This is a genomic window from Pullulanibacillus camelliae (assembly GCF_014642655.1).
In the GTDB taxonomy this organism is placed as follows: Bacteria; Bacillota; Bacilli; order Bacillales; family Sporolactobacillaceae; genus Pullulanibacillus; species Pullulanibacillus camelliae.
This window is the reverse complement of the sequence record NZ_BMIR01000009.1, coordinates 137,991-160,692: the sequence shown is the minus strand read 5'-3', so window position 1 is coordinate 160,692 and position 22,702 is coordinate 137,991. Positions and strand designations below refer to the sequence as shown.

The window sequence follows — 22,702 nt, the reverse complement described above, 5'->3', positions numbered from 1 at the left end:
TCCTTCTTGGTCATGCCTTTTGCTTTAATAGCTTGCCGGTTGTGCGAATTAAATCATTGTAAGCAGCAATTGTATCAGGAAAGACAGGAGAATAACGCTCAATGAGATAATTAATGGTATTAACCAAAGCTAAGGATACCGCTTGATCTAAGCTCTTATTCGCAAGCTTTCTCACCGGCTCAACACCAGGATGATCTCTCCCCGGCTCAATATAATCCGCTAAAAAAATAATTTTTTCTAATAAAGACATGCCTGCTCTACCTGTCGTATGGTAGGTAATGGCATTATATATATCTAAATCTAAAAGACCTAATTGCTCTTGTACATAGACTGCCCCAACCGGCGCATGCCAAATCGAGGAATGGTAATTAAGAAACACGTTAGGAATTTCTGGATGACTTGAGATTGTTCGATACAATTCGTCCTCTGGAAAATATTTAGCAATATCATGAAGAATTCCAGCAAGCTCAGCTTTCTCTTGATCCGCACCATACTGCTTTGCCAGAGTAACAGCTGTTTCCGCCACTCTTAATGTATGTTCATAGCGCGCATCAGGAAGTAATTCTCTCACTTTTTTGATCGCATCATCCTTAGTCATACAATCCGTTCTCCTCTATATAAGTTTTCACTTGTTTGGGCAAAAAATATTGCCATGGCTTTTCTGAGCGATATCGGCTGCGAATATCTGTAGAGGAAATCTCTATCATAGGCATGTCAAAATAATCAATCGCCATTCCCTCTATAGGATGAATGTTCACTCCGGCACGCGTCGTCGCCAAAAATTTCACTTGTTGTTTTAATTCTGCAAATCTGTACCAATTTGGCAGATCGTTAACCATATCCGCACCAATAATAAAATAAAATTGTGCGTCTGGATAAGCTGCATTCAGATGCTTAATCGTATCATATGTATAGGACTTTCCTTTGCGGTCCATCTCAACTGTGCATAAGTCGAAGTTTGGATTATCCGCAATTGCTAAGCGCAACATTGCAATTCGTTTCTCAGCATCCGACACGGTCGCCGCATGTTTTCTTTCCATATGGGGAGGAATATAGCTAGGAAGAAACCATACCTCATCAAGCTTTGCTGCTGCGTACGCTTCAGAAGCTAAAATCAAATGGCCCAAGTGAGGAGGATCAAACGCTCCACCTAACAATCCAATTCTTTTTAATCCCACAATATCACCCCATTTATCATCTTCTCATTCATCACAGTAAGAACTTAGAACTTATCTCGGAAGGTTGATCTGCTTGTTATTTTTTGATTCCTTATATAAAGTAATCACATTGCCCAGCACTTGGACAATTTCAGCACCTGTATGCTCCGCTAAGCCTTGTGCCGCTTGTTTCGGTTCTTCAATCGCATTTTGCAAAAGGTTGATTTTAATTAACTCTCGCGCTTCTAAAGCATCCGTGACCTCTTTATAAATCATCTCATGAAGTCCAGACTTGCCAATTTGAAAAATTGGCTTCAAATGATGCGCCTCTCTACGTAAAAACCGTAATTGTTTTCCTGTTAGCACTACCTTCACACCTAACTTCTCTTAATTTGATTCCTTTTGATTAAGTACATTGATCAAAAAGTCTTCCATGCCTTTAACCTCTGGAAAGATCCCAAACCATTGTTCGAAAGCTAATGCCCCTTGATAAATTAACATCGATAATCCATTCAAGGTTTGACAGCCTTTTTTTTCAGCTTCTTTTAACCAAGTTGTTTGCAAGGGTTTATAAATTAAGTCTACGCAAAAAGCCGCTGGAGATACATGGTAAAGCGATAATGGCTGTGGGTCCGGATAAGGCTCCATCCCAACAGAAGTCGCATTAATGATCAAATCGTAATCAGCAAGCTCTGCCTCCGCTCTTTCAAGAGTTAGGACATTACTAGCCTTTGTTTCCCTCACTTTTGCACTTAATTCTTCGGCTTTCTCTAACGTCCGATTGGCAAAATCAATTTGCGCACTATCCGTCTCAGCGAGTGCCAGTCCTACTGCACGGGCAGCCCCACCTGCACCGATAATCAGAGCTTTTACAGCCGGATGAAAGGCAAATCCAGCATGGGAAAGGCTTTGCAGGAAGCCGCCTCCATCCGTATTTGTTCCCTTTAAATAACCATCATGATTAATAACCGTATTTACAGCACCAAAACGCTTGGCTGTGTCATCAATCTCGTCAAGCAAAGAAAAAATAGCGACCTTATGCGGTATCGTCACATTGAAGCCGCGCCACTTTTTTTCACGAAAGCCTTGTACTTTATCTGCTAAATCCTTTGGATGTATTTCTAATAAGTGATACTCACAATCCAATCCATATTTCTCCAACCACAACCGATGCATAGCAGGAGATAGACTATGCTTAACCGGGTAACCAATAACCCCTAACTCTCTTTTCACACCTTCACCTCATCCTTGAATAATTGATGGGCGTACTGACACTCTAACGCCCTTGGGCGCATAGGCACGGATCTGAGCCCCATGTCCTTTGACAGAAATCCATCCGAGACCTGAAAAAACAACATCCATATTTTCTTGTTTTAATGAAAAATCATGCTGAACCAATTCTAAGTCCACCGTTTTATCATGGGGAGGCACCAACATCTCGCCGATTTGCTCCGCGTAGAGGCGATCAGCATTTTCTTGTTTGGTCCTGTGGATGTATAAGGCATTCGATACATAACAGATCAAAGAACGCCGTCCAGATCCCATATAATCTATGCGTGCCAGCCCCCCAAAAAAGAGGGTTTGTTTTTCATTCAATTGATAGACTTTAGGCTTTATTTCCTTCTTGGGTGTAATCGTCTTTAGCTCATCATAATCGATATAATGGGCCATTTGATGATGGTTAATAATACCAGGAGTGTCATATAAAGACCGCCCATCATCTAAAGGAATGCCGATAAAATTAAGGGTAGTGCCTGGAAATTGCGATGTCGTCAGCTTCAAATGCTGCTCGCCACCCAATGTATCAATCAACTTATTAATAAAAGTTGATTTTCCGACATTTGTAGCTCCAACGATGTAAACATCCTTGCCTTTACGATAATCCTCAATGGCAGATGCCAATTCGTCGATTCCCATTCCTGTTTCTGCACTGATTAAAAAAATGTCTAAAGGACGCAATCCCAGCTCACGTGAAGCTTGATGCATCCAATTTTTGAGCTTGTCCGGATTCGTTGAATGTGGAAGGACATCTGCTTTATTACCAACAAGAAGCACATCATTATGACCAACGAAACGATGGAGTCCAGGTATCCAGCTCCCATTAAAATCAAAAATATCGACAAGATTGATCACTAATGCTTCTGTTTCACCAATCGATTGAAGCAATTGAATGAATGCATCATCACTCAGCGAAATATCAGGCACTTCATTATAATGTTTTAATCGAAAACAACGTTGACAAATGACGACATCTCTTTTGAGCGCCGACGGTGGCGCATAACCAATTGCCTGTTTGTCTTCAGTTTGAATCGGAATACCACATCCTGCACAAAAAATCTGCTCAGTCAACTCTTAATCCTCCCAATCTACAAGCCCTTTTCTTCTTAATTTTGCTAAAATCAACCGCTCTATACGGCGATTAAAGCGCGTCGCCCATCCATCGGATTGCGCGACTGGAACGACCAATATGGTATGAACACCGAGCCGCCTGCCTCCAAGGACATCGGTCAATAACTGGTCCCCCACGACGACAACCGTTTCCTTTGTAAGCCCCATTTCCCGGATCGCCTTTTGAAAGGCACGCGTTAACGGCTTACGTGCTTTGGAAATAAAGGGAATACCAAGAGGCTCGGAAAAGGCTCGGACTCTTTGTTCATGATTATTAGAAACAATCGTAACGGAAATTCCCGCAGCTTGCATGCTCTTGAACCAAAGCGCAAGCTCAGGCGTCGCCTGCGGAACATCCCAAGCGACGAGCGTGTTATCTAAATCAGTCACAACCCCTTTGATTCCATGCTCTTGTAGAATCTCTGGAGTGATCTCAAATATATTTTTTACATGCTGGTTTGGCAAAAACTTTTCTAGCAATCATAACACCTCAAATATGGCAACCATTGATGCCTGTTCTGTCATTGATTGTATGGTTAACCCTACTAAAAAGCAAGCCGTCGTCTCTATTTTTTCTATTTATTTTCTCGTTCGTGTTTTTTAGAAGCCAAAAACACTCGACAAATCCCCCTCTTGTTCACCATTCCAATCTCTTATATGCGCGTGTTGGATAAAACACTTTAAATTAAGGAATTTATGCCATAAGAAGAGCAATCATTCAAAAAATAATTCGACAAATCCCGACCATATCCAAAACTGTGGATAACTTTATGCACATTATCAACCGAGAAAAAACAACAAATATACAACTTATAAACTTCCTACCCACAACTTATCCACCGCTCCATGTGGATATCGGAACGATTGTTCTTACAGGATAATCGTGATACATTCATTATACAAGAAAATTATCAAGCGACTGATAGAGAACTTATTTATGTGGAGGTGCAGCGCAGAGGCGGATTAAAATGGAAAAATTATCGGACGACCTTTTGATTGAATCCTATTTTAAAGCTAGAGAACTACATCTTAGCCCTGACTTTATTATTCTCATTGAAAAAGAAATTAAAAAACGCTCTTTGGATAACATAATTGAACAACTATCGTAAAGCTTAAGAGACGCTCTTTCATTCGCTATGCTCCCATGAATAAACAATCATATATTTTACAAACTCAATCCTGCATCTTGTATTAAGAACTTTTAATAACGGGCGAGCATTAAATCGTAAAATTATTTTGGCTTCCTCCTTCACCTTGCCTTGATGCCAACCTTGCCAAATCCTATTCATTCCCTTAAAATTCGCAGTTTCTGCGGATTTTTTATTTTGTTATCAAAAGTTATGATGAAAGGCTTAGGATTTTTGTTTGGGTTATATGACAATTGTGAGGTAAACTAATAGATAGGAGGACGCTCTAACAACAGACAGCATTAAACTTTTTTAACTCTGGAGGCGATGATTTGAAGAACGTGGTCATCAATAAAATTGTTAAGTATGTATTTACTGAGGACCAAATGAAGGGCCTATGGCAGCGCCTAAAAAAAGAACCTGCTTATGATAAACTCACGAATGAACAGGTTATTCAGTTGGCTAAAAGAATAATGGAAAAGGCATCACACAGTGAATTAGAAGAATACACTGTAGATTCGGCATGGCGTTTACCAACGGATAGCAAGGGTGAGATCATTGCTCAGGATGATTCCAACCCGACTGAACATGTTGAACTGATCGACACTGATCTTCCTGATAATAGCATTAACGATATGGTTATTGATCGCATGATGAAGCTCTACTGTCAAACCTGTGCATTTGAATTTTATATTGAAGATCTTGAGGCAGAGCCTAAAACCCTCCACTGCCCTAAATGCTCAGGAGCGGTCTCTATTTCTCAGCGCGGGGTACGTACTTTAAAAGAAGAGAATTAATCCAAATTTATTTATAGTTTTAAGGAAGTGATAGACACTCATGCAATTTATCATCGCGATTATCATCTTTTTACTTACATACGCTTTTATCATCACCGAAAAAATCAATCGTGCTGTCATCGCTTTAGCTGGCGCAGCGCTGATGCTTTTCTTCGGTATTCTTAACCTCGATCAAGCCTTTGAACATATCGAATGGGGAACGATCACCCTCTTGATTGGCATGATGATCTTAGTCGGTATCACCAATAAGACCGGCGTTTTTCAATTTGTCGCTGTTTGGGCAGCCAAAGCGGTTAAAGGACATCCGATTCGCATTTTAATCATCTTATCTATTTTAACTGCGGTGGGTTCAGCTTTTTTGGATAATGTCACCACGGTCTTATTGATGGTCCCTGTCACTTTTTCCATCACTCGGATATTGGGTGTCACCCCAATTCCCTACTTGATTTCTGAGATCTTATTTTCCAATATTGGCGGTACCGCTACCCTGATTGGTGATCCTCCCAATATCATGATTGGACAACAAATCAAACATTTAACTTTTAATGCTTTTATACTGAATTTAGCTCCTATCATTGTCATTATCGGCGCAGCTACATTAGTGCTTCTTTATTTTATCTACAGGAAGCAGCTTGGGGTTGACGTTGAAAAGCAAAGAAAACTGATGGAGCTTGACGAAAAATCTTTTATTAAAGATGCTAAGCTGATGAGAAAGTCAATGATTGTCCTCGGACTCACCATCCTTTCCTTCTTACTTCATTCACTTATTCATGTTGATCCCGCCGTGATTGCTGTGTCAGGAGCAACCCTCCTCATGCTGATCGGAGTAAAGAACAATGAAGTGGACGAAGCTTTAGGTGCTGTCGAATGGGAAACCATCTTCTTTTTCGCAGGATTATTTACCCTTGTCGGTGCCCTTATAGAGATTGGGGTTATCAAAGACCTGGCCAAGCTTGCTCTTGAATTAACAGGCGGAAATGTTACAGTGGCCTCCATGCTCGTTCTATGGGTTTCAGGCTTTGCCTCAGCAACGATTGACAATATTCCATATGTCGCAACCATGATTCCTTTAATCCAAGACATGGCTCATGGAATGGGGTATGCCGTTGATTCTCCTCATATTAATGCGCTTTGGTGGTCACTATCTCTTGGGGCTTGTCTTGGGGGCAATGGAACGCTGATCGGGGCATCAGCCAATGTGGTTGTCGCTGGCATGGCTGAGCGCGAGGGCCATCGCTTTTCCTATGTTGATTTTCTAAAAATCGGTGCCCCACTTACCTTAGTGGCCCTCATCCTCTCAACTATTTACATTTACTTTAGATATCTTATATTTTTATAATTCCTGTTTAAGACCAGATAAGCTCTCCAGCTTGTCTGGTTTTTAAAATAATAAGAAAGCATAAAATTTTGGGTGCAATGGGAGTGGATCATGCATGTTTCCGCTCCAGAGCGCTCGCCTTCCTCATGCCCACACGATATGGATAGGGTCAACGTTCGACGCACCATCAGGGTCCCCGAAAAGTGCTTTTTACTTTTTTGGGGGATTGATGTGCTCGCTTCGGCGTTCGACGCACAGGACGTGCTGGCTTCGGCGTGATCACATGGATGTGATGTTTTTAGTCGAAGTGCCTTAATGACGTGACGGTTTTAGCCGATCGGCCTTAGTGGCCTCCGCTCATTTTGGAATGGATGATTGGGTTCCCCAAGTATTTATGAATACAACCTCCTGTACCTGCGTCTACTCGTACCGCTTCGTCGTCAGCTTTCTTGGAACAACTCGTCGATTATTCGAGAAGTAACGCTGGCCCCGTTCTCGAAGGTGTCTCACGCCTTGCGCTCCCATCCACTTGACCATGTAATGAAGCCTCTTCCATATCTGATGATGCTCTAGGACCGTGCATGCTTTTCTCCTGATTTTTTCTTAGCAAGCTTCTTTCTTCATTATTCTCTAGTTTTCCTTCACTTTTCTTATCTCTCCCACATATTTTTTGCCTTTTAAGCCATCTTAAAAATAGATATTTGCTAAAAGGAAGGTGGTTTTATGGACGGTTCATGGATAGCCTTATTACCGTTTTTGATCGTTATTCCAATCTCCATTTTTACAAAGCAGGTCCAACCCGGCCTGTTCGTTGCCCTCTTGCTTGGCAGTTACTTGGTAGAGCCAAGCTTACTAGGAGGCATTCATAAATTTCTGTATTATATCGTTCACAATACTGTTAAATCGAGTAATATACGCATTATTATATTTTTATATGGTTTTGCTGGTCTGATTAATATTATTAAAATGGCTGGTGGAATCAAGGGTTTTGTCAATCTTGTCAGCAAGAAAATCAATACGAAAAAAAGCGCCATGGCATTAACATGGGTTTCAACTATCGGCACCTTCAGCGACCCTGACTTTCGCATTGTGACCATTGCTCCAATTATGAAAGCATTAAAACAAAAGTTGAAAATGTCAACGCGCCGTATTGGGATGGTGATTGAAATGACCTCTAACCCAATCGTTGCTCTTGTCCCCATTGCTACCGGCTTTGTAGGCTATATGGTTGGGCTCATCCATACCTCCTTGCAACATGCTGGAGTGGACCGCCCTGCATACACCACCTATGTTAAAAGCATTCCATTTAACTTTTTTTCTTTCGCCATTTTAGCTGTAGGTATCTATTACACCTTTTTCATGCATCAAAAACATGAAAAAAAATATGCCTTTAATGAAGATGAAAAGGATGCTGCGGACAAGTCAGCCAAAACACAAAAGGATAGCGCAACGGACCATGGCACGTCGCCTTCTCCACAGCCACAGTATACCGCAGCCCAAAAACACTTGGATTGGGATGATCAAGATATCCAACCTCAACAGGCAACAATGATTAAAACACAGCCGACACCTGAGTTAAGTGGCAAATTTGATAGCCCAACGACCGGTGGCAGAGGGATTACCGGAGATATTAATAGCAATACACACAGTGATCATTCAAGCATCCATCCGCAAGCGGTGAATCATAACGCCTTCCGTGAAGAATATTCCCGACATCTTGATGCGGCTCCAGGCAGTTTTCACACGCATAAAAATTCAGGGGAGACTCCTGATAACAATGGAAATGACAAGAAGGGTGATATTCCATCAAAGCCTTGGAATCTGATTATCCCCTTGGCTATTGTTCTCTTTCTAACATTATTTTTAAGCTGGTGGGATGGACATTTTAAAGCAACCGGATTTTTTAATGCCTTTATACGCGTGGATGCCTTAGCTGTCATGCTTGAAGCTCTCCTTATTACCATCGCCCTTACCATTATCTTTTTTCTATTCCAACGCTTTTCGGTTGGAAACATTGTTACTCACTTTATTAATGGCGGTAACCAATTGATGTCTGTCGTTGTGCTCTTGGCTTTGATATGGGGGGTTTCCGATGTGTCAGAAGATCTTGGTTTTTCCAAATATATTACCGCTCATGTTGAAGGCTGGATTCCCAGTATGCTTGTTGCCCCTGTGTTATTTGCATTAGGCTGCCTTATTTCCTATTTTATCGGTTCATCTTGGGGAACTTGGGGCTTACTTATGCCACTTGGTATCATGCTAGGCGTTCATGCCCACGCCAATTTACTTTTAATTATTGGAGCAGTCTTTGCAAGTGGTACCTTTGGCGCTTTTGCGTCCCCACTTAGTGATAATACAGTTACTCTATGCACTATTTTAGATTTGCCCGTTATGAAATATTCCAAATCAAAACTCGCCCCTGCACTCATTGCTGCTGGTATCGCCTGTTTACTCTTTGCAGGTTTCTCGTTCATCCTATAATCGACTCCTCTGCTCGGCTGCGTCTCTATAAGGCAAAGCCGAGCAAAATCTTTGATCCTATTCAAGAATTGTGATTAAGTAAACAAGAGGTACGCTCTCATTAAAAATTCATGCGATTCAAAAGGAGGAAGCTTTGTGAATCAGACATCTGAATCCGTACGCAAAGCCGATTATCCGATCGATAATCTGTTCATTAATCGTTGGTCACCCCGATCTTTTCTTGATAAAGACGTCCCTGAAGACACTTTATACAGTGTTTTTGAAGCAGCAAGATGGGCACCATCAGCTTCTAATAATCAACCCTGTCGGTTTATTATCGCCCGTACAGAAGCTGATAAGGAAAATTTTTATTCCTTTATCTACGAAGGGAATCTTGTTTGGTGCAAAAGGGCACCTGTTCTCGCTGCAATCCTTTCGAAAAAATCAGTTGAGGGGAATCCTAATCTTTACCATGCTTTCGATACAGGGACCGCTTGGGGGCATCTTGCATTGCAAGCCTCTATGAAGGGGCTTATCACTCACGCTATGGGTGGCTTTGACCGCGATGCAGCACGCAAGGCGCTAAATGTTCCTGAGGACTATGACATTCAAGCAATCATCGCCATTGGCTATCAAGGTCCAAAGGATGTTCTCCCAGAGAACTATCAAGAACGGGAGGCTCCAACTCCTCGCCGCCCATTAAACGAATTATTGTTTGAAGGCAAGTTTTCTAATATTTAAATCTCCTACTAGCCTCTCGAGGCTGGTTTTTCTTATTTTATAAGCAAATCCTTTCATGGCAGAATGTCAGTCTTTCCTTTTAAAAAGCTTTGCTTATCGCCAAGCCTTATTGACGAAAGCTGAAGTTGCACATTTTGACGTTATTAGAAAAACTATGATCATTCGCTCTCGCTTAGCACTCCTGCTGCGCTTTTCTAAGCATGTATTAACGCTCTAAGATTATGGAACTCATCCAATCTTCTATCCTGATTTATTCATACTTCAAAGAAAAACAAGATTTCAGTTCAAGACCAAACTATATTAGGAAGCATATTAAGAAAGTCACTGCGATGAAGCAATAAAAGGATCGCGAACTAAAAAGTTATCTGTTTTTGGGCATACTTCTCCCTTGGCGCGAAAATAAATGTTGAAATGTGTATGGCAAGGGGAAGTGATTTCCGCTCCAGGATGCTCGCTTTCCACGGGCACGGCCTCAGCTCACTTGGGAATGGACGATCTGTTTTCCTAAGTATTTGTAATTAAAAGTCTCCTGTTCCTGCGTCTACGCGTATGGCTTCGAAGTCAGCTTTCTCGGAACAACTCCACGTTTATTCGTGACGTAACGCTGGCCCTGTTCCCGTTGGAGTCTCGCACCTTCCGCTCCAATCACTCGAGTTTTTGCCTTTGGATGCGCTGTAGTATTTCCCAAAAAAATGCTTGATACACGAAGCTGGAAGGTCATTTGAAGGACAAAGATCGCCCGGATCTCACTAATTTACTAGCGACTTTAATCATCTTTGTCCGTATCGTTTGGATTGGCATCGTCTTTTATCCCTCTGGATTGATCAGCCGCGTCATCTTCGGAATACCCGGCGATCATTTGATAGAGCTTTTGGCGAATGAACAAAGTAACGCCTTTCATCCTTTAGTTTTAGGTGTTGATGAATCAAAGTTTGGGAGAAACCCACTTTTCCGTCGAATTCTCGAAATATGAATTCACCTGTATCGGAGGAAAGAGATTCTCCATCATTTGACGAGTGAAATCAAGCGTTATTTGCGGTAAAGGAGCCATTATAAGAAGCCTTTCTGATGGTTATTTCGTCGATGCTTTAACCTTATCAGAAACGGATTTTTTTCATTTGGTTGATGCGTTGAAGTTCAAAATAAATCACTTGATAGATAAGCCTTTTTACTGTGTTTTGCGAACTTCTAAGACTAATCTAGGTTTATATAAATTTTTTGACTCCATTACAACATTTTATGTTACTATAGATAAAACCTTTATTACGAGCATCTAATGTTTCGTTGGGGATGTTAACTCGATGGGAGTGTCAACATATGGATAAAAGCCAGCTTGCGGAAGAATATATCATTGCACTTATTGCCAAGCAACGGTTAAAGGAAGAATTGCCAAAGGTCACCCTGTTTTCAGTCTCTGAACCCCTTATCGCACTCTTTAATCACATGGAGAACCTCATTAATCATGATATTGAACTTCATTTACAACAGTTGGAGTATTATCACAACAACCTATCCTATTTAACAGAAAGTCAAGAAAAGATTTCTTATATATATGAGGACATGTGGAAGGAAATCGCTAAGCCTTTCCTGGATAAAGCAGTAAAAGCCTATCTTTTGAACCAATCCAAGAAAATATTAAGCCAAGGCTATGATAATATTTATGACTGATATGAAAGAACCGTCCTTACGCGGTTCTTTTTATTTTGGCTAGCAAGCCAACGTTTATACGGGTCTCACTGTTTAAGAAAAGCCGGGGAGAATGCCTGATTCTTGTTTGGACATGAAGCCTCCTATACGGAAGCTGCTTCAGCACAAGGTCCAAGTGATTGGAGCGTAAGGTATGAGAGATATGGAACACTCTAAAATCGTATGTTCCCAAATCGCTGCTGACTCACGATGGTATACTAGGGACCTGTGGAAGGGGAAGAATCGGTAAAACCTTAGCAGCGTACAGCGGAGGAGACTTACCACTCCCCCAGCGGAAAGCGAGTGCCTTCCATTGCAATCAGCACCCGAGCCTTCCTTTGGTATCATAAAAATAAAAAACAAGAACTTTTTCAGTGACTTCAAGAAGAACAAACGTTAATAGGCACCGCTTCCCTAATCGTAAACCCATTACCACTAAGAGCTACAAATTTTGAAAGTAAAAGGAAAACACCCTTTATGGGTGTTTTGTTGAATGATGGAGGATATATTTTCTAAGAAACAAGGTGAACCAATACGCAATAAACGCAATTCCGATGTCAATAAAAAAAACATAATAGAAATGAAAGTGATTCCTTAACTCCACCAGTCCTATATATTTTTCAAGCGGCGCAAGAATAACGGAGAAAATAAAGCTTAAAATGATCGTGAATAAATAAAAATTTTTCCTATGGTTGGTGCAATACTGATACAAGAGTAAAAATCCAACTGGCAGAAACGATGTCGTTAAATTCAAAGCATACGGTAGGATCCAGGTTAACATGTAAGTGTGAATCATGTAATTATGCGTCTCTAAGAAAATGTCAACATATGTCCATAATATATGCACCGTATAACCAAAGAAAAAGATCTCAAATAATCTTTTTCTGTCCATGAAAAAATAAAGAAGAACGAGTGGAAAGATTAACACAGCTAAAATGACCCAAAATTGCCATGTATTCCAACTTGAAAACTGATCCCAAAAATCCTTCAACACCATATTTAACGCATGTTCTTTTTCCATAATATCATGCTGATACTGATTGAATGTCATATAAGATCCCCCAGACACTTATCTTTATGTTTAGCTTGATATTTTAAAAAGATAATATACATCGAAATGAATTGATTTAAAATTAAAATAAATAATCCGTTAAACATTGGTGTTCAAAACATATCTTGCTAAAAGACAGCTCTAAAAATTAGATACTCTATATAGGCTGGAGAATTCTTTAAGACTTAGTAAGTAAAACAACTGATAAAATATAACCATATTTTACAAAAATCCTATTAATGTAAATTTATTACTTTTTGAATATACTGCTTAGGGGATTGAAACATATCAACAGAAGGAAATGAACATTCCATAAAACCAACCAGTAGGGTTGATGAAATGGTACTAGGCATTAGTGCTAGAATTATCGCCAAGGCCATTAGTGGTATTAGCGACGCCTTTACAGGAAGTGACAGTGGTGTTAGCGGCCTGGGCATTGGCTGCATTATTGTCTCTATCCTGGTATTATTTCTTCCTGCTTTATTAACAAAAAACGTGTACTTTTTTGGGGGTATTATCCTAATTTGTGGTATTTTAAACATTGTGTTGTAAGTTACTTTGGCATACTGAGCGGAATTCTTATTGGCATTTCAGGAATTTTGGCTCTCATCCGTAAATACCAAACGCCTAGGACTCATTACTAAAACTGCACTTATTCTTTCTTAAATTGTAAAAAAAAGGCTGAGGCAAAAGTCTTCAGCTCATAGAAAATCCGAACGCATTCTGAAGTGACCCCAAAAGGTTAGACACGGTTATTTAATTAGGCAGCCTGTTGGGCAAGAATACGATATTGTATCGGACTCTTGCCTTTTAATTTGGCCTTAATCCGTTTGTTATTATAATAATCCATATATTTCTCCAGCTCTTGCTTAAAGTGATCAATGCTTTCAAATTCTTTGAGATAAAGGAATTCAGATTTCATAATGCCAAAGAAATTCTCAATCACGGCGTTGTCATAACAGTTCCCTTTACGTGACATACTTTGGGTTATCCCGCGTTCTTTTAAGGCATGGCGGTACTGCTTCATCTGGTAATGCCATCCCTGATCGGAGTGAATAAGCAATGTGTCCTCCTCTGTTAAGCGTTCAAACGACTTCTCCAACATCTCTGAGACAAGTGAGTAAGTAGGTCTGGAGCCGATTGTGTACGTGATGATTTCACTATTATATAAATCAAGAATCGGAGATAAATAGAGTTTTTCTCCAAATAATTTGAACTCTGTAATGTCGGTTACCCATTTCTCATTTGGCTTCTCAGCCTTAAAGTTTCGATCTAGAATATTTGGCGCGGTCTTGCCAATGGTTCCTTTGTAAGAGCGGTATTTTTTCATGCGGACAAGGCATTTCAGACCGAGTTCTTTCATGATGCGTTGTACCTTTTTATGATTAACTTTGTATCCTTGATTTCTAAGTTCGTCACGAATGCGGCGATAGCCAAAACGACCCTCATGTTCGTCATAAATGGATTGAATTAACTCTTTTAGCTCTGCATTCGAATCAGGACGGTCAAAGTTTTTCACTAAATAATAATACGTGCTACGCTTAAGTTCTGCGAGCTTTAGAAGACCTTTCACCGGAAATTCACGCCTTAGTTCATAGACTACTTTCGCTTTGTCTTTTTTGGTGACTTTTCCTTGCTTTGAACTAAGGCATTCAACTTTTTTAAATAGGCATTCTCCATGCGTAAATGTTCAACTTCGTCTATTAGTGCTTCTTGTGAGCCTTCAACTGGCTTGTTTTTCTTATTGCCTTTCTTCATGGATGGACGCTCCTTTTTATTAAGCTTAAGGGCATCTAATCCTCCATTTTCTAATTTCCTTTGCCACCGATATACTGTAGATGGCNTTGATATTGATATTGTTGAATCCACGTTCTAAGAAGAGACTCATCAACTCCAATAGAATCTGCGAAGGCCAATTGACTTTCGTTACTGGTCAAATATCGTTTAACAGCATTTAACTTATCCATAGCTGTAAATTTAGCCACAAGAAAAGCACCTCCAATTGTTAGATGGTGTCTAATAATTGGGGTGCAGTTCAATTCACACTTTTGAAGACATGCGTTCGGAATTTTTAAATGAGTGATAAAGCGCTCCGTCAAACTACTCGCTTTCCTCGGGCACTGCCTCAGGCACGCAGGATGCGCTAGTTTTGGCGTTCAACGCACCATCGGGGTCCCCGAAAAGTGCTTTTTACTTTTTAGGGTGGTATGGATGTGCCAGCTTCGGTGTTCGACGCACAGGACATGCTAGCTTCGGCGTTATCACATGGACGTGATGTTTTTAGTCGAAGTTCCTTAATGGATGTGACGCACTTAGCCGAAGTTCGCTTTAAGGATTCCCAAGTATTTATGACCAAAAATGCCCTGTTCCCGCAGGAGTCTCCGTATTTTGACTACGCTTCTCATTTCCCTAACTACTTATCAATTCGGTATTAGGATTATTTCTCTTCGTTTTGTCTCACCCTATTTTATTTTATCAATTATTTTTTCTATAAGGTTCTCTGTAAAACTCATTAAAGAGCTTCATTAGAGCACGTTTTTCAATACGGGAGACATAGCTTCTAGAGATATTTAGCTTCTTCGCAATTTCTCTTTGTGTTAATTCTTTGCGTTGGTCAAGACCGAATCGGGCAATGATCACTTCCTTTTCACGGTCATCAAGAATATGCAGAAATTCATAGATCTTTCTTTTCTCCATCCGCAAAGAGATTTCATCAACAACATCTTTATTTTTGGATTTGAGCACATCTATAAGACTGATCTCATTCCCTTCCTTGTCTTGACCAATGGGATCATTCAAAGAGACATCTTTACTTGTCTTTTTCATCCCCCTAAGGTGCATGAGAATCTCATTTTCAATGCAACGGGCGGCATAAGTTGCCAGCTTTGTACCTTTTCCTAACGAATAACTTTCGATGGCTTTGATCAATCCAATGGTGCCAATGGAAATAAGATCTTCTGTGTCTTCTTTTGTATTCTCAAATTTTTTGACGATATGAGCAACAAGGCGAAGGTTATGTTCGATTAATTTATTCCGGGCTTCCTCATCTCCTTCAGCCATTTTTTCGATGCACTTTCGTTCCTCATCTTCAGGAAGCGGTTGGGGAAAGGCATTGTTTTTCACATATGATACAAAAAGCCAAAACTCCTTAAATAAGTAAGTGATACTCCCGATGATTGATAACAACGAACCACCTCCGTCAATTTACCCTAATCCCTTATAATAATGTATGTCTCGTGAACTTGTACGCTGTCTGTCCTATATAAAAGACAGAGGAGGGAAATAACTTCATCATCCTTTTATTCTGTTGGAGTTATTCTGTTGGAGGTACTTCTGAATTCTCTCGAACCCTCTTAAATGAACAAACCAAGGATAAGAAATACGAATAATGCCGACATAAACTCCATCTTCTCTAAAAGATTATTGACTAAAGTGATCCAGCAAATAAAAGCTAACTGACATGCCTCCAATGACAGATCCCTCCTAGAAATAAGTACAGCCATAAAAAGTTTCGCGAAAAATCATCGATCGAAAAACAGAAGGTGTTCTTAATATTTTACTTTCATATTCATGGCATTTTTCTGATGATACGCTTACTATACAAGCTACTTTTTCATCGAAAACAACACTTTATAGAATTCCCCTTCTCTAACTTCAGACCGGCCTGCCTTTGTCGGCTTTATACAACTTTTATAAAAGTAAAACGAGATGCAAAATGCACCTCGTTAAAAAATTTTTATAAATAGAATTGGCTTTTAGATAATTTGTCGATAATCTCGTCATTCATTCTTCGAATACGTTCATCGCGCTTAATTTCCATATAAGACTTTAATCTCTTTTCAATCGAAAAAGTGAGGGTTAAAGAAAGTACATTAATCTTCATAAAATATCCCTCCTTTGCAGTGATATCGTTTCATTTAAAACCTGTCTCCTCCTCATACCAAGCTCTTTGACTTGCATTGATTTCCATTGCTACATTTCCTCCTTTATTTGAGATATTTATAGAAAAACTAAAGCTAATTCCTAATCATTAGAGAAAGCTAAAGTTTTATCTAACAAAGATCATTCATGAGTGTCTTAGAAATCTTGACTTATCTGACACCGCTTCACTAAGCTCAGGCTTGATGTGATTTTCAAAACACCTACTAACGATGCTCACAAGTCTCAGGTGTCGAAGACCAAAGCCTAAACTTATAAGGTCTTCCGCAACGTTATACAATAACGTTTTTTACACATAAAAATAACCATGGAACTCCCCATGGTTAGAAAACTTGGCTTGCACCACTTCGCTGGGACTCCTGATGTGATTTTTGCAAATCACACACTTAGGTTGCCCGCAAGCTTTGATGGCGAAAGCCAAAGTTATACACTTATACTATCTTCCTTTATGAGCGTCAGCGAAATTATACATTCTGATAGCATAAAAAGACCATGGGATGGCTACGCCCCCATGGCCGGAATAGACACTATTTACCTAAAACAAATCTCAATCACGTCTATTATGGGGGCGAGCTAAAGAAGCATATGCAATTACGTTTATCGTATTTGGGATATAAGCCAACATATTCCTCACCCTCCATATCAACCTCAAATGTTTTAGTACGCTTCTATACTATAAGGTTAGGAAGGAAATGTAAACCCCTATTTCCATTTTTTATTTAAAAATATTGTCGAATTCCCGTTAGCTTCTTGCATAAAACGATTACACGCCTCCTAACTTTCTATCAGAACCGCTTTTACGAAATGATAATCGTGACGAATAACCTGATTATTTTGTCCTATTTATGAGCGTACATTTCAACAAACTATTATGAAATATTTCATTATGTTACAAAATACCCCTGTTTTGAAACATAACGTTAAGAATACGTAATCTCACAACTCTATTTCCCTGCTATAATAGTTTTAGTTACTAGAAATGAAATCTATCCTGAATCAAAAGTCCCATATTTCAAAGGGGGAGGAACATGGGGAGCAAAGTAAATCGTAAAATTGCTGGGTTATGCGTTGCTGGCTGTCTAGTATTAGCAGCACCACTAGGAGCATCAGCAAGTACATATAGCGACCTTGTTAATAAAAAGCAATCTATTTCACAACAAAAACAAACCGTTCAAAATGACCTTGATAAAGTGAATAAACAAATCCAAGAGCTTACTGAAAAAATTTCAAAGAAACAAATTGAAATTGGACAAACAAAAGATGAAATTGATGTTTTAAATAAGAACATTGACAAAACGAAACAACGGATTCAAGAACGCCAAGAACTTTTTAAAAAGCGTTTAAATACCGTTTATAGACAAGGTGACAGTTCAACAAGTTCTCTTGAAGTTCTTTTTGGATCTAAGGATTTTGGTGATTTCATCAATCGCGCTATTGCATTGTACAAGCTCAATAGCCAAGACCAACAAATCATTAAGAAGCAAAAAGAAGATCAAGAATTGTTGAAAAAACAACAGGACGAAGTTCAGGATAAGTTAAATACATCCGAAAGTGATTTAAGTGATTTGCAAAATTTAGTAGATCAAATCAAAGATTTACAAGAAACAAAGAAAGACGCTATGGCCGCTTTAGATAAAAAGGAAGCCAACCTTGATGATACGATTGCTAACGTTAAGGCACAAATGCAAGCTCAAAAACAAGCTGAAGAAAAAGCTCAAGAGGAAGCAGCCCAACAATCAAATAACACTCAACAATCTGATTCTAGTTCGGATTCAAACAGTTCTTCGCACCATTCAAGTTCTGTTTCTCATTCCTCCAGCCAGCCCCAAACATTAGCTTACATCCCTAGCTCTGCAGCAAGTGGAAGTGTGAGTAAATTAATCAGTGTTGGTAACCAATTCATTGGCAATTCTACTTATGTCTGGGGGGCAATGAACCCTGGTGCACATCAATTTGATTGCTCTGGATTTGTTAACTGGGCTTATAATCAAATTGGTGTCAATCTTGGTTCTCGCTCAACTTCTGGTTTGAAGTATGTTGGTAATCAAGTTTCTTCACCACAGCCTGGCGATCTTGTCTTCTTCTTAGGCAACTCACACGTCGGCATCTACATTGGTGGCGGAAAATTCATTGGTGCACAAACCAGCACAGGTGTAGCGATTGAAAGCTTGACTTCAGGTTATTGGAAAAACCAAGTCACTCAATACCGTCGCGTCCTTAACTAATCACATGCACAGAACCTTTACTTATTTAAGTAAAGGTTCTTTTTACGTTCACCCCTACTCTTCTTCTCGATACCCTTATTATCCCTCACCTAAACATGCCTTAAATATTTTGGTTCAAGTCCTCCCCCTTGTTTCATATGTATGAAATAACGGAGGTGATTGTATGAGCTTAACTCCCATTATCGTCAGTGCTATCGCCCTATTATTCCTCATTGGCTGCATTGCCCAGATCCAAGTCAGTTTGCAACTAAAAAATTGGTTGGCAGCTATCCAACGCCAAACACAATTTGAACGCTTCGACACACCACCAGCAGCCTCTTGGCTGAGAGACGCTCTTGAAGCCTATAAGAGCTATCGCCAAGCTGGTACGGAGGTGAACTCCCAAGCCCTTATTGAGAAACACCTGCTCAGTGAAAGAATCCGCGTCGCTGGAGTCATTCGCACCCCATTAGGTAATATGACACGCATGCTAAATCATCTTCCATCCTTTACAATTATCTTAGGAGTGCTCGGCACCTTTTTAGGTCTGACGCTTGCAATGTTTTCGATGCAAGGCACCTTACTCACTCTAGGGGATGGTTCAGGTTCAGGTAATCTATCAGTGGATACTATTATTTCAGCGATTGCTTCTCCCTTTAAAGGGATGAGTCTCGCATTCATTACAAGTATTGCTGGCATCGGTACGGCCCTTTTGCTCAATTTACTGCAGGCTGGTTATTTTTCAGGGGGACGTTCTCTTTCCTATCTCACTGAACACCTTTTAACTGAAGGGGAGCTTTTTCTTGATCATTATGTTGAAACCCAATTAATGACTGAAAAGCCCAAGGACTCCTTTGAGAAAATCCTCGATCGACTCGCCGCTAAAATTGGCGATAGCTTTGAAGCAACAATAGGAGATTTTAGCCGAGACATGGTCCATTTTACAGAGCGCTTAGACCATTCTATGGAAGAACTACAGAGCATGTTACACAATGAAAAGGAAAGAACCCAAGCCTTTTCCGAAGCAACTCTATCCATGGAGCGATCCGGTCAGAGTTTTGCTAAGGCTACACAGTCCTTTGAAAGCAGTAACCAAGGGATGTCCAAACACATCCAGGGATTACAAGCAGCGATCGAGCAGGCTTTTAAGCGCATGGAAGCTCACGAAAAACGCATGGAACAAACAGGGCAACAAGCACAACGTCTCCTTGAACAAAGCGATAAAAAAGTGGAGACTATCAGCCAGCAATTCTTAAGAGCTACGGAGCAGCAGCTTGAGAATTTTCAAGACAAATATGATCACGCCTCCTCCTCCCTACAGCGTCAGCAGGAGGATTGGCTTTATCAGCATCAAGATATGCATAATCGTTATGCTGAAGCAACGGATACCATTGCCAATGCGCTTGATCAGCTCGAACGCTCACTTTATCAAATGGCTGATAAAATCAAACGTGAAATTATGGATCAAATCAAATATCAAAATGAACGACAGCAGCAAATCGCCAGCCAGACGGATTCGAGACAAGAATCCCGAGAAATCATTAGACATCTCGAAGGCCTCTCACGCGGTATTGAGGCATTATCGCACGATATGGAACGCCGCTCTAGTGATAGCGTTCGCTATTTACAGGAATTTTACCAATTATTCACGCGCATGTCCCAGCATTTAGAGCTTCAAGTTCAAGAACAGCAGCGCATGCGCAGCACACTTCCCACACGGGTGCTTGATTCATGAAAAGACGTCATCCCCATTTCCAAGAAGTGAGGGCTGAAGAGCATTATTGGCCTTCATTTACCGATATGATGTCCATGGTCGTTCTTGTCTTCTTATTTATTACCATGATTGCTTTTGTTCAAAGCATTTATAACGCCTATGAACAAACACAAATTAAGCATGAGCTGGCAAAAGCAACCGATATTAAAAAGCATATATCAGACATCATCAATAAAAAGTTAGAAACTAATGTTGGGCGGGATAAAATCATTCGCGGGCCTAATAACACACTATCTATCCAAGGCAGTGTACTCTTTGATTCAGCAAGTGCTAAAATAAGTGACCAAGGAAAAGCTGTTTTAAAAAACGTAGCAGCTGGACTCGTGGATATCATTGATGATAAGCAGCTCAGTCAATACATATACATCATTCAAATTGAAGGGCATACGGATGCTGTCCCTTACGATAATTGGACATTATCCTCGGAGCGGGCTCTCTCTGTCTTAAAGTATTTACAGCAGGTTAATCCAAGACTAAAACAGGATAACTATGCAAAATATTTAGCAGTTACTGGATACTCAAAATACAAGCCTGCTGTGAAAGGCTCAGACGCAGCTGCCCAAAGTAAAAACCGGCGCATTTCCTTTCAAATTATCCTTGATGATAACAAATGGCAAAATAAACTCAAATCAATCATGGCGAATCCTTGATTCCGACCATATCACCTCTAATAACCATACACTTAAAAGGATGCTCTCTTAAGCCTTTTTACTTGCCTAAAATAAAACCGTACCAAAAGAAAAGCACTGCAGGCTCTGAGAAAACTCAAATACCTGCAGTGCTTCGTGCGTCTTTATATAAAGTCTCTTAGCCTTCAAGCAATAGAGTTTCTGGATCTTCGAGCTTTTGCTTGATACTAACAAGGAAGCGCACAGCTTCACTTCCGTCGACAATGCGGTGATCATAGGATAATGCAAGATACATCATTGGACGGTTTTCCATACGATCCTTATCAATCGCAACGGGACGCCATTGGATGGTGTGCATGCCTAAGATCCCGACTTGTGGGGCATTTAAAATAGGTGTAGATAATAGAGAACCAAATGTACCACCGTTAGTAATTGTGAAGGTCCCGCCTTGAAGATCACTCAAAGCTAATTTACCATCACGAGCTTTTTTAGCCAAATTACCGATCTCACTCTCGATACCAGCAAAGCCGAGACGATCTGCATCACGTACAACTGGAACAACAAGACCTTCTTCTGTTGAAACTGCAATGCCAATGTCATAGAATTTTTTAACGAGAAGGTCAGTGCCTTGAATTTCAGCGTTTAATAATGGAAACTCTTTTAAAGCTCCAACAACAGCTTTTGTAAAGAAGGACATAAAGCCAAGCTTCACGTCATGTTTTTCTAAGAAGCTATCCTTACGACGCTTACGCAGATCCATGATGGCTGACATATCAACTTCGTTAAAGGTTGTGAGCATCGCTGCTGTGTGCTGAACGTCAACTAAGCGATTCGCGATCGTTTGACGGCGACGAGACATTTTAACGACTTCTACAGGCTTTGCAGGATTTTCTTGGACCGCAGGAGCCGCTGGTTTTGATGCAGACTTTTCTGCAGGCTGAGCTGCCCGTTTAACATCATCTCCATGAATGCGGCCAAGCGGATCATTGGTCGATACATCCTTCAAGTCAACACCAAGCTCACGAGCAAGCTTGCGCACAGCTGGAGAAGCGACATAGCGCTCATTGCCAGATGAGACAGCTTCTGATTCAGCAGCCGCCGGTGCCTCTGAAGGTGTCTTATCTTCTGTTGCTGGTGCGGCTGGCTGAGCAGCGTTGCTAGCCGCTGGAGCTGCACCTTCTGCAGCATTAGGATCAAGAACAGCGATCACTTCACCTACCTCAACCGTATCGCCTTCCTCTTTTTTCAGCTCTGTTAATACGCCTTCGTCTTCTGCACTGATCTGTACATTGACTTTATCGGTCTCTAATTCGACGATATCGTCACCTTTGTTTACCTTTTCCCCAACGTTTTTAAGCCATTTGGCTATTGTACCTTCAGTAATTGATTCGGCCAATTCTGGTACTTTTACATCGACCATGATACGCCCTC

20 protein-coding genes and 3 pseudogenes are annotated in these 22,702 nt (G+C 40.4%); 10 read left to right on the top strand and 13 right to left on the bottom strand.

From position 1 onward, the window contains the following. Positions 1–10 precede the first annotated feature (10 nt). From yqeK to IEW82_RS11020, 6 genes are read right to left on the bottom strand one after another with little or no spacing between them, the layout of a single operon-like run. A complete protein-coding gene (gene yqeK, locus IEW82_RS11045) occupies positions 11–598 on the bottom strand; it encodes a bis(5'-nucleosyl)-tetraphosphatase (symmetrical) YqeK (protein ID WP_188693781.1) in 588 nt (195 codons plus the stop codon). After that, a complete protein-coding gene (locus IEW82_RS11040; protein WP_188693778.1) occupies positions 591–1,178 on the bottom strand; it encodes a nicotinate-nucleotide adenylyltransferase in 588 nt (195 codons plus the stop codon). Before IEW82_RS11040 ends, yqeK begins: the two co-directional genes overlap by 8 nt. A gap of 51 nt (positions 1,179–1,229) precedes the next feature. After that, a complete protein-coding gene (yhbY, locus tag IEW82_RS11035; RefSeq protein WP_188693839.1) occupies positions 1,230–1,523 on the bottom strand; it encodes a ribosome assembly RNA-binding protein YhbY in 294 nt (97 codons plus the stop codon). Between the two features lie 21 nt (positions 1,524–1,544). After that, entirely contained in the window at positions 1,545–2,390 is an 846-nt protein-coding gene (aroE, locus tag IEW82_RS11030; RefSeq protein WP_188693776.1) for a shikimate dehydrogenase, read from the bottom strand. Positions 2,391–2,399: 9 nt separating this feature from the next. Continuing rightward, the gene (yqeH, locus tag IEW82_RS11025; protein WP_188693773.1) at positions 2,400–3,506 is read right to left on the bottom strand and encodes a ribosome biogenesis GTPase YqeH; all 1,107 of its coding nucleotides are present in this window, start codon (positions 3,504–3,506) and stop codon (positions 2,400–2,402) included. A gap of 3 nt (positions 3,507–3,509) precedes the next feature. After that, positions 3,510–4,025: a YqeG family HAD IIIA-type phosphatase gene (locus IEW82_RS11020; RefSeq protein ID WP_188693769.1), complete on the bottom strand. Its 516-nt coding sequence runs from the start codon at positions 4,023–4,025 to the stop codon at positions 3,510–3,512. Between the two features lie 488 nt (positions 4,026–4,513). Between IEW82_RS11020 and IEW82_RS11015 the strand changes: the two genes are divergently transcribed. The 5 genes from IEW82_RS11015 to IEW82_RS10995 all read left to right on the top strand — a co-directional run bounded on the left by IEW82_RS11015 (position 4,514) and on the right by IEW82_RS10995 (position 9,988). Continuing rightward, the gene (locus tag IEW82_RS11015; protein ID WP_188693767.1) at positions 4,514–4,654 is read left to right on the top strand and encodes a sporulation histidine kinase inhibitor Sda; all 141 of its coding nucleotides are present in this window, start codon (positions 4,514–4,516) and stop codon (positions 4,652–4,654) included. A gap of 350 nt (positions 4,655–5,004) precedes the next feature. After that, complete coding sequence (locus tag IEW82_RS11010; RefSeq protein ID WP_188693765.1) at positions 5,005–5,469, top strand: hypothetical protein; 465 nt, start codon at positions 5,005–5,007, stop codon at positions 5,467–5,469. 40 nt (positions 5,470–5,509) lie between these two features. Then, positions 5,510–6,808, top strand: a complete 1,299-nt coding sequence (locus IEW82_RS11005; protein WP_188693761.1) for an ArsB/NhaD family transporter — start codon at positions 5,510–5,512, stop codon at positions 6,806–6,808. 702 nt (positions 6,809–7,510) lie between these two features. Further along, positions 7,511–9,268 carry a Na+/H+ antiporter NhaC family protein gene (locus IEW82_RS20035; protein ID WP_229672517.1) on the top strand — a complete coding sequence of 586 codons (1,758 nt, stop codon included), beginning with the start codon at positions 7,511–7,513 and terminating at the stop codon, positions 9,266–9,268. A gap of 135 nt (positions 9,269–9,403) precedes the next feature. Continuing rightward, complete coding sequence (locus tag IEW82_RS10995; protein WP_188693758.1) at positions 9,404–9,988, top strand: nitroreductase family protein; 585 nt, start codon at positions 9,404–9,406, stop codon at positions 9,986–9,988. A 645-nt stretch (positions 9,989–10,633) separates the two neighbouring features. On the opposite strand, the pseudogene IEW82_RS20030 reads toward IEW82_RS10995, so the two are convergent. Both IEW82_RS20030 and IEW82_RS10990 read right to left on the bottom strand, forming a co-directional pair. Beyond that, positions 10,634–10,795, bottom strand: a pseudogene (locus tag IEW82_RS20030) (transposase); the annotation flags it as partial. Positions 10,796–10,808: 13 nt separating this feature from the next. Continuing rightward, positions 10,809–11,001, bottom strand: a pseudogene (locus IEW82_RS10990) (transposase); the annotation flags it as partial. Positions 11,002–11,305: 304 nt separating this feature from the next. Between IEW82_RS10990 and IEW82_RS10985 the strand changes: the two are divergent. Then, positions 11,306–11,656 (top strand): hypothetical protein, encoded by a 351-nt coding sequence (locus tag IEW82_RS10985; RefSeq protein WP_188693754.1) that lies wholly within the window; start codon positions 11,306–11,308, stop codon positions 11,654–11,656. A gap of 493 nt (positions 11,657–12,149) precedes the next feature. On the opposite strand, the gene IEW82_RS10980 is transcribed toward IEW82_RS10985, so the two are convergent. Continuing rightward, positions 12,150–12,725 carry a hypothetical protein gene (locus IEW82_RS10980; RefSeq protein ID WP_188693750.1) on the bottom strand — a complete coding sequence of 192 codons (576 nt, stop codon included), beginning with the start codon at positions 12,723–12,725 and terminating at the stop codon, positions 12,150–12,152. Between the two features lie 339 nt (positions 12,726–13,064). On the opposite strand from IEW82_RS10980, the gene IEW82_RS10975 reads away from it, so the two are divergent. Next, positions 13,065–13,277 carry a hypothetical protein gene (locus tag IEW82_RS10975; protein WP_229672515.1) on the top strand — a complete coding sequence of 71 codons (213 nt, stop codon included), beginning with the start codon at positions 13,065–13,067 and terminating at the stop codon, positions 13,275–13,277. Between the two features lie 208 nt (positions 13,278–13,485). Here IEW82_RS10975 and IEW82_RS10970 read toward each other — a convergent pair. The 3 genes and pseudogenes from IEW82_RS10970 to IEW82_RS10960 form a co-directional block, all read right to left on the bottom strand. After that, a pseudogene (locus tag IEW82_RS10970) lies at positions 13,486–14,710 on the bottom strand (IS3 family transposase). A 490-nt stretch (positions 14,711–15,200) separates the two neighbouring features. Continuing rightward, positions 15,201–15,911: an RNA polymerase sporulation sigma factor SigK gene (gene sigK / locus IEW82_RS10965; protein ID WP_188693747.1), complete on the bottom strand. Its 711-nt coding sequence runs from the start codon at positions 15,909–15,911 to the stop codon at positions 15,201–15,203. 550 nt (positions 15,912–16,461) lie between these two features. Then, a complete protein-coding gene (locus tag IEW82_RS10960) occupies positions 16,462–16,608 on the bottom strand; it encodes a YrzI family small protein (protein ID WP_188693743.1) in 147 nt (48 codons plus the stop codon). 1,084 nt (positions 16,609–17,692) lie between these two features. Here IEW82_RS10960 and IEW82_RS10955 point away from each other — a divergent pair. The 3 genes from IEW82_RS10955 to IEW82_RS10945 all read left to right on the top strand — a co-directional run bounded on the left by IEW82_RS10955 (position 17,693) and on the right by IEW82_RS10945 (position 21,292). Further along, positions 17,693–18,889: a coiled-coil domain-containing protein gene (locus IEW82_RS10955; protein ID WP_188693740.1), complete on the top strand. Its 1,197-nt coding sequence runs from the start codon at positions 17,693–17,695 to the stop codon at positions 18,887–18,889. Between the two features lie 163 nt (positions 18,890–19,052). Next, on the top strand, positions 19,053–20,603 hold the full coding sequence (locus IEW82_RS10950) for a hypothetical protein (RefSeq protein ID WP_188693738.1): 1,551 nt from the start codon (positions 19,053–19,055) through the stop codon (positions 20,601–20,603). Then, on the top strand, positions 20,600–21,292 hold the full coding sequence (locus IEW82_RS10945; RefSeq protein ID WP_188693735.1) for an OmpA/MotB family protein: 693 nt from the start codon (positions 20,600–20,602) through the stop codon (positions 21,290–21,292). Before IEW82_RS10950 ends, IEW82_RS10945 begins: the two co-directional genes overlap by 4 nt. 157 nt (positions 21,293–21,449) lie before the next feature. On the opposite strand, the gene odhB is transcribed toward IEW82_RS10945, so the two are convergent. After that, positions 21,450–22,691: a 2-oxoglutarate dehydrogenase complex dihydrolipoyllysine-residue succinyltransferase gene (gene odhB / locus IEW82_RS10940; protein ID WP_188693732.1), complete on the bottom strand. Its 1,242-nt coding sequence runs from the start codon at positions 22,689–22,691 to the stop codon at positions 21,450–21,452. Positions 22,692–22,702 lie beyond the last annotated feature (11 nt).

What these genes read in the sequence shown, in the direction of transcription:
- yqeK (WP_188693781.1), bottom strand. Translation starts at nt 598, where the DNA reads ATGACTAAGGATGATGCGATCAAAAAAGTGAGAGAATTACTTCCTGAT.
- IEW82_RS11015 (WP_188693767.1), top strand. Translation starts at nt 4,514, where the DNA reads ATGGAAAAATTATCGGACGACCTTTTGATTGAATCCTATTTTAAAGCT.
- IEW82_RS11005 (WP_188693761.1), top strand. Translation starts at nt 5,510, where the DNA reads ATGCAATTTATCATCGCGATTATCATCTTTTTACTTACATACGCTTTT.
- IEW82_RS20035 (WP_229672517.1), top strand. Translation starts at nt 7,511, where the DNA reads ATGGACGGTTCATGGATAGCCTTATTACCGTTTTTGATCGTTATTCCA.
- IEW82_RS10985 (WP_188693754.1), top strand. Translation starts at nt 11,306, where the DNA reads ATGGATAAAAGCCAGCTTGCGGAAGAATATATCATTGCACTTATTGCC.
- IEW82_RS10980 (WP_188693750.1), bottom strand. Translation starts at nt 12,725, where the DNA reads ATGACATTCAATCAGTATCAGCATGATATTATGGAAAAAGAACATGCG.
- IEW82_RS10975 (WP_229672515.1), top strand. Translation starts at nt 13,065, where the DNA reads ATGGTACTAGGCATTAGTGCTAGAATTATCGCCAAGGCCATTAGTGGT.
- IEW82_RS10960 (WP_188693743.1), bottom strand. Translation starts at nt 16,608, where the DNA reads ATGAAGATTAATGTACTTTCTTTAACCCTCACTTTTTCGATTGAAAAG.
- IEW82_RS10955 (WP_188693740.1), top strand. Translation starts at nt 17,693, where the DNA reads ATGGGGAGCAAAGTAAATCGTAAAATTGCTGGGTTATGCGTTGCTGGC.
- IEW82_RS10950 (WP_188693738.1), top strand. Translation starts at nt 19,053, where the DNA reads ATGAGCTTAACTCCCATTATCGTCAGTGCTATCGCCCTATTATTCCTC.
- IEW82_RS10945 (WP_188693735.1), top strand. Translation starts at nt 20,600, where the DNA reads ATGAAAAGACGTCATCCCCATTTCCAAGAAGTGAGGGCTGAAGAGCAT.
- odhB (WP_188693732.1), bottom strand. Translation starts at nt 22,691, where the DNA reads ATGGTCGATGTAAAAGTACCAGAATTGGCCGAATCAATTACTGAAGGT.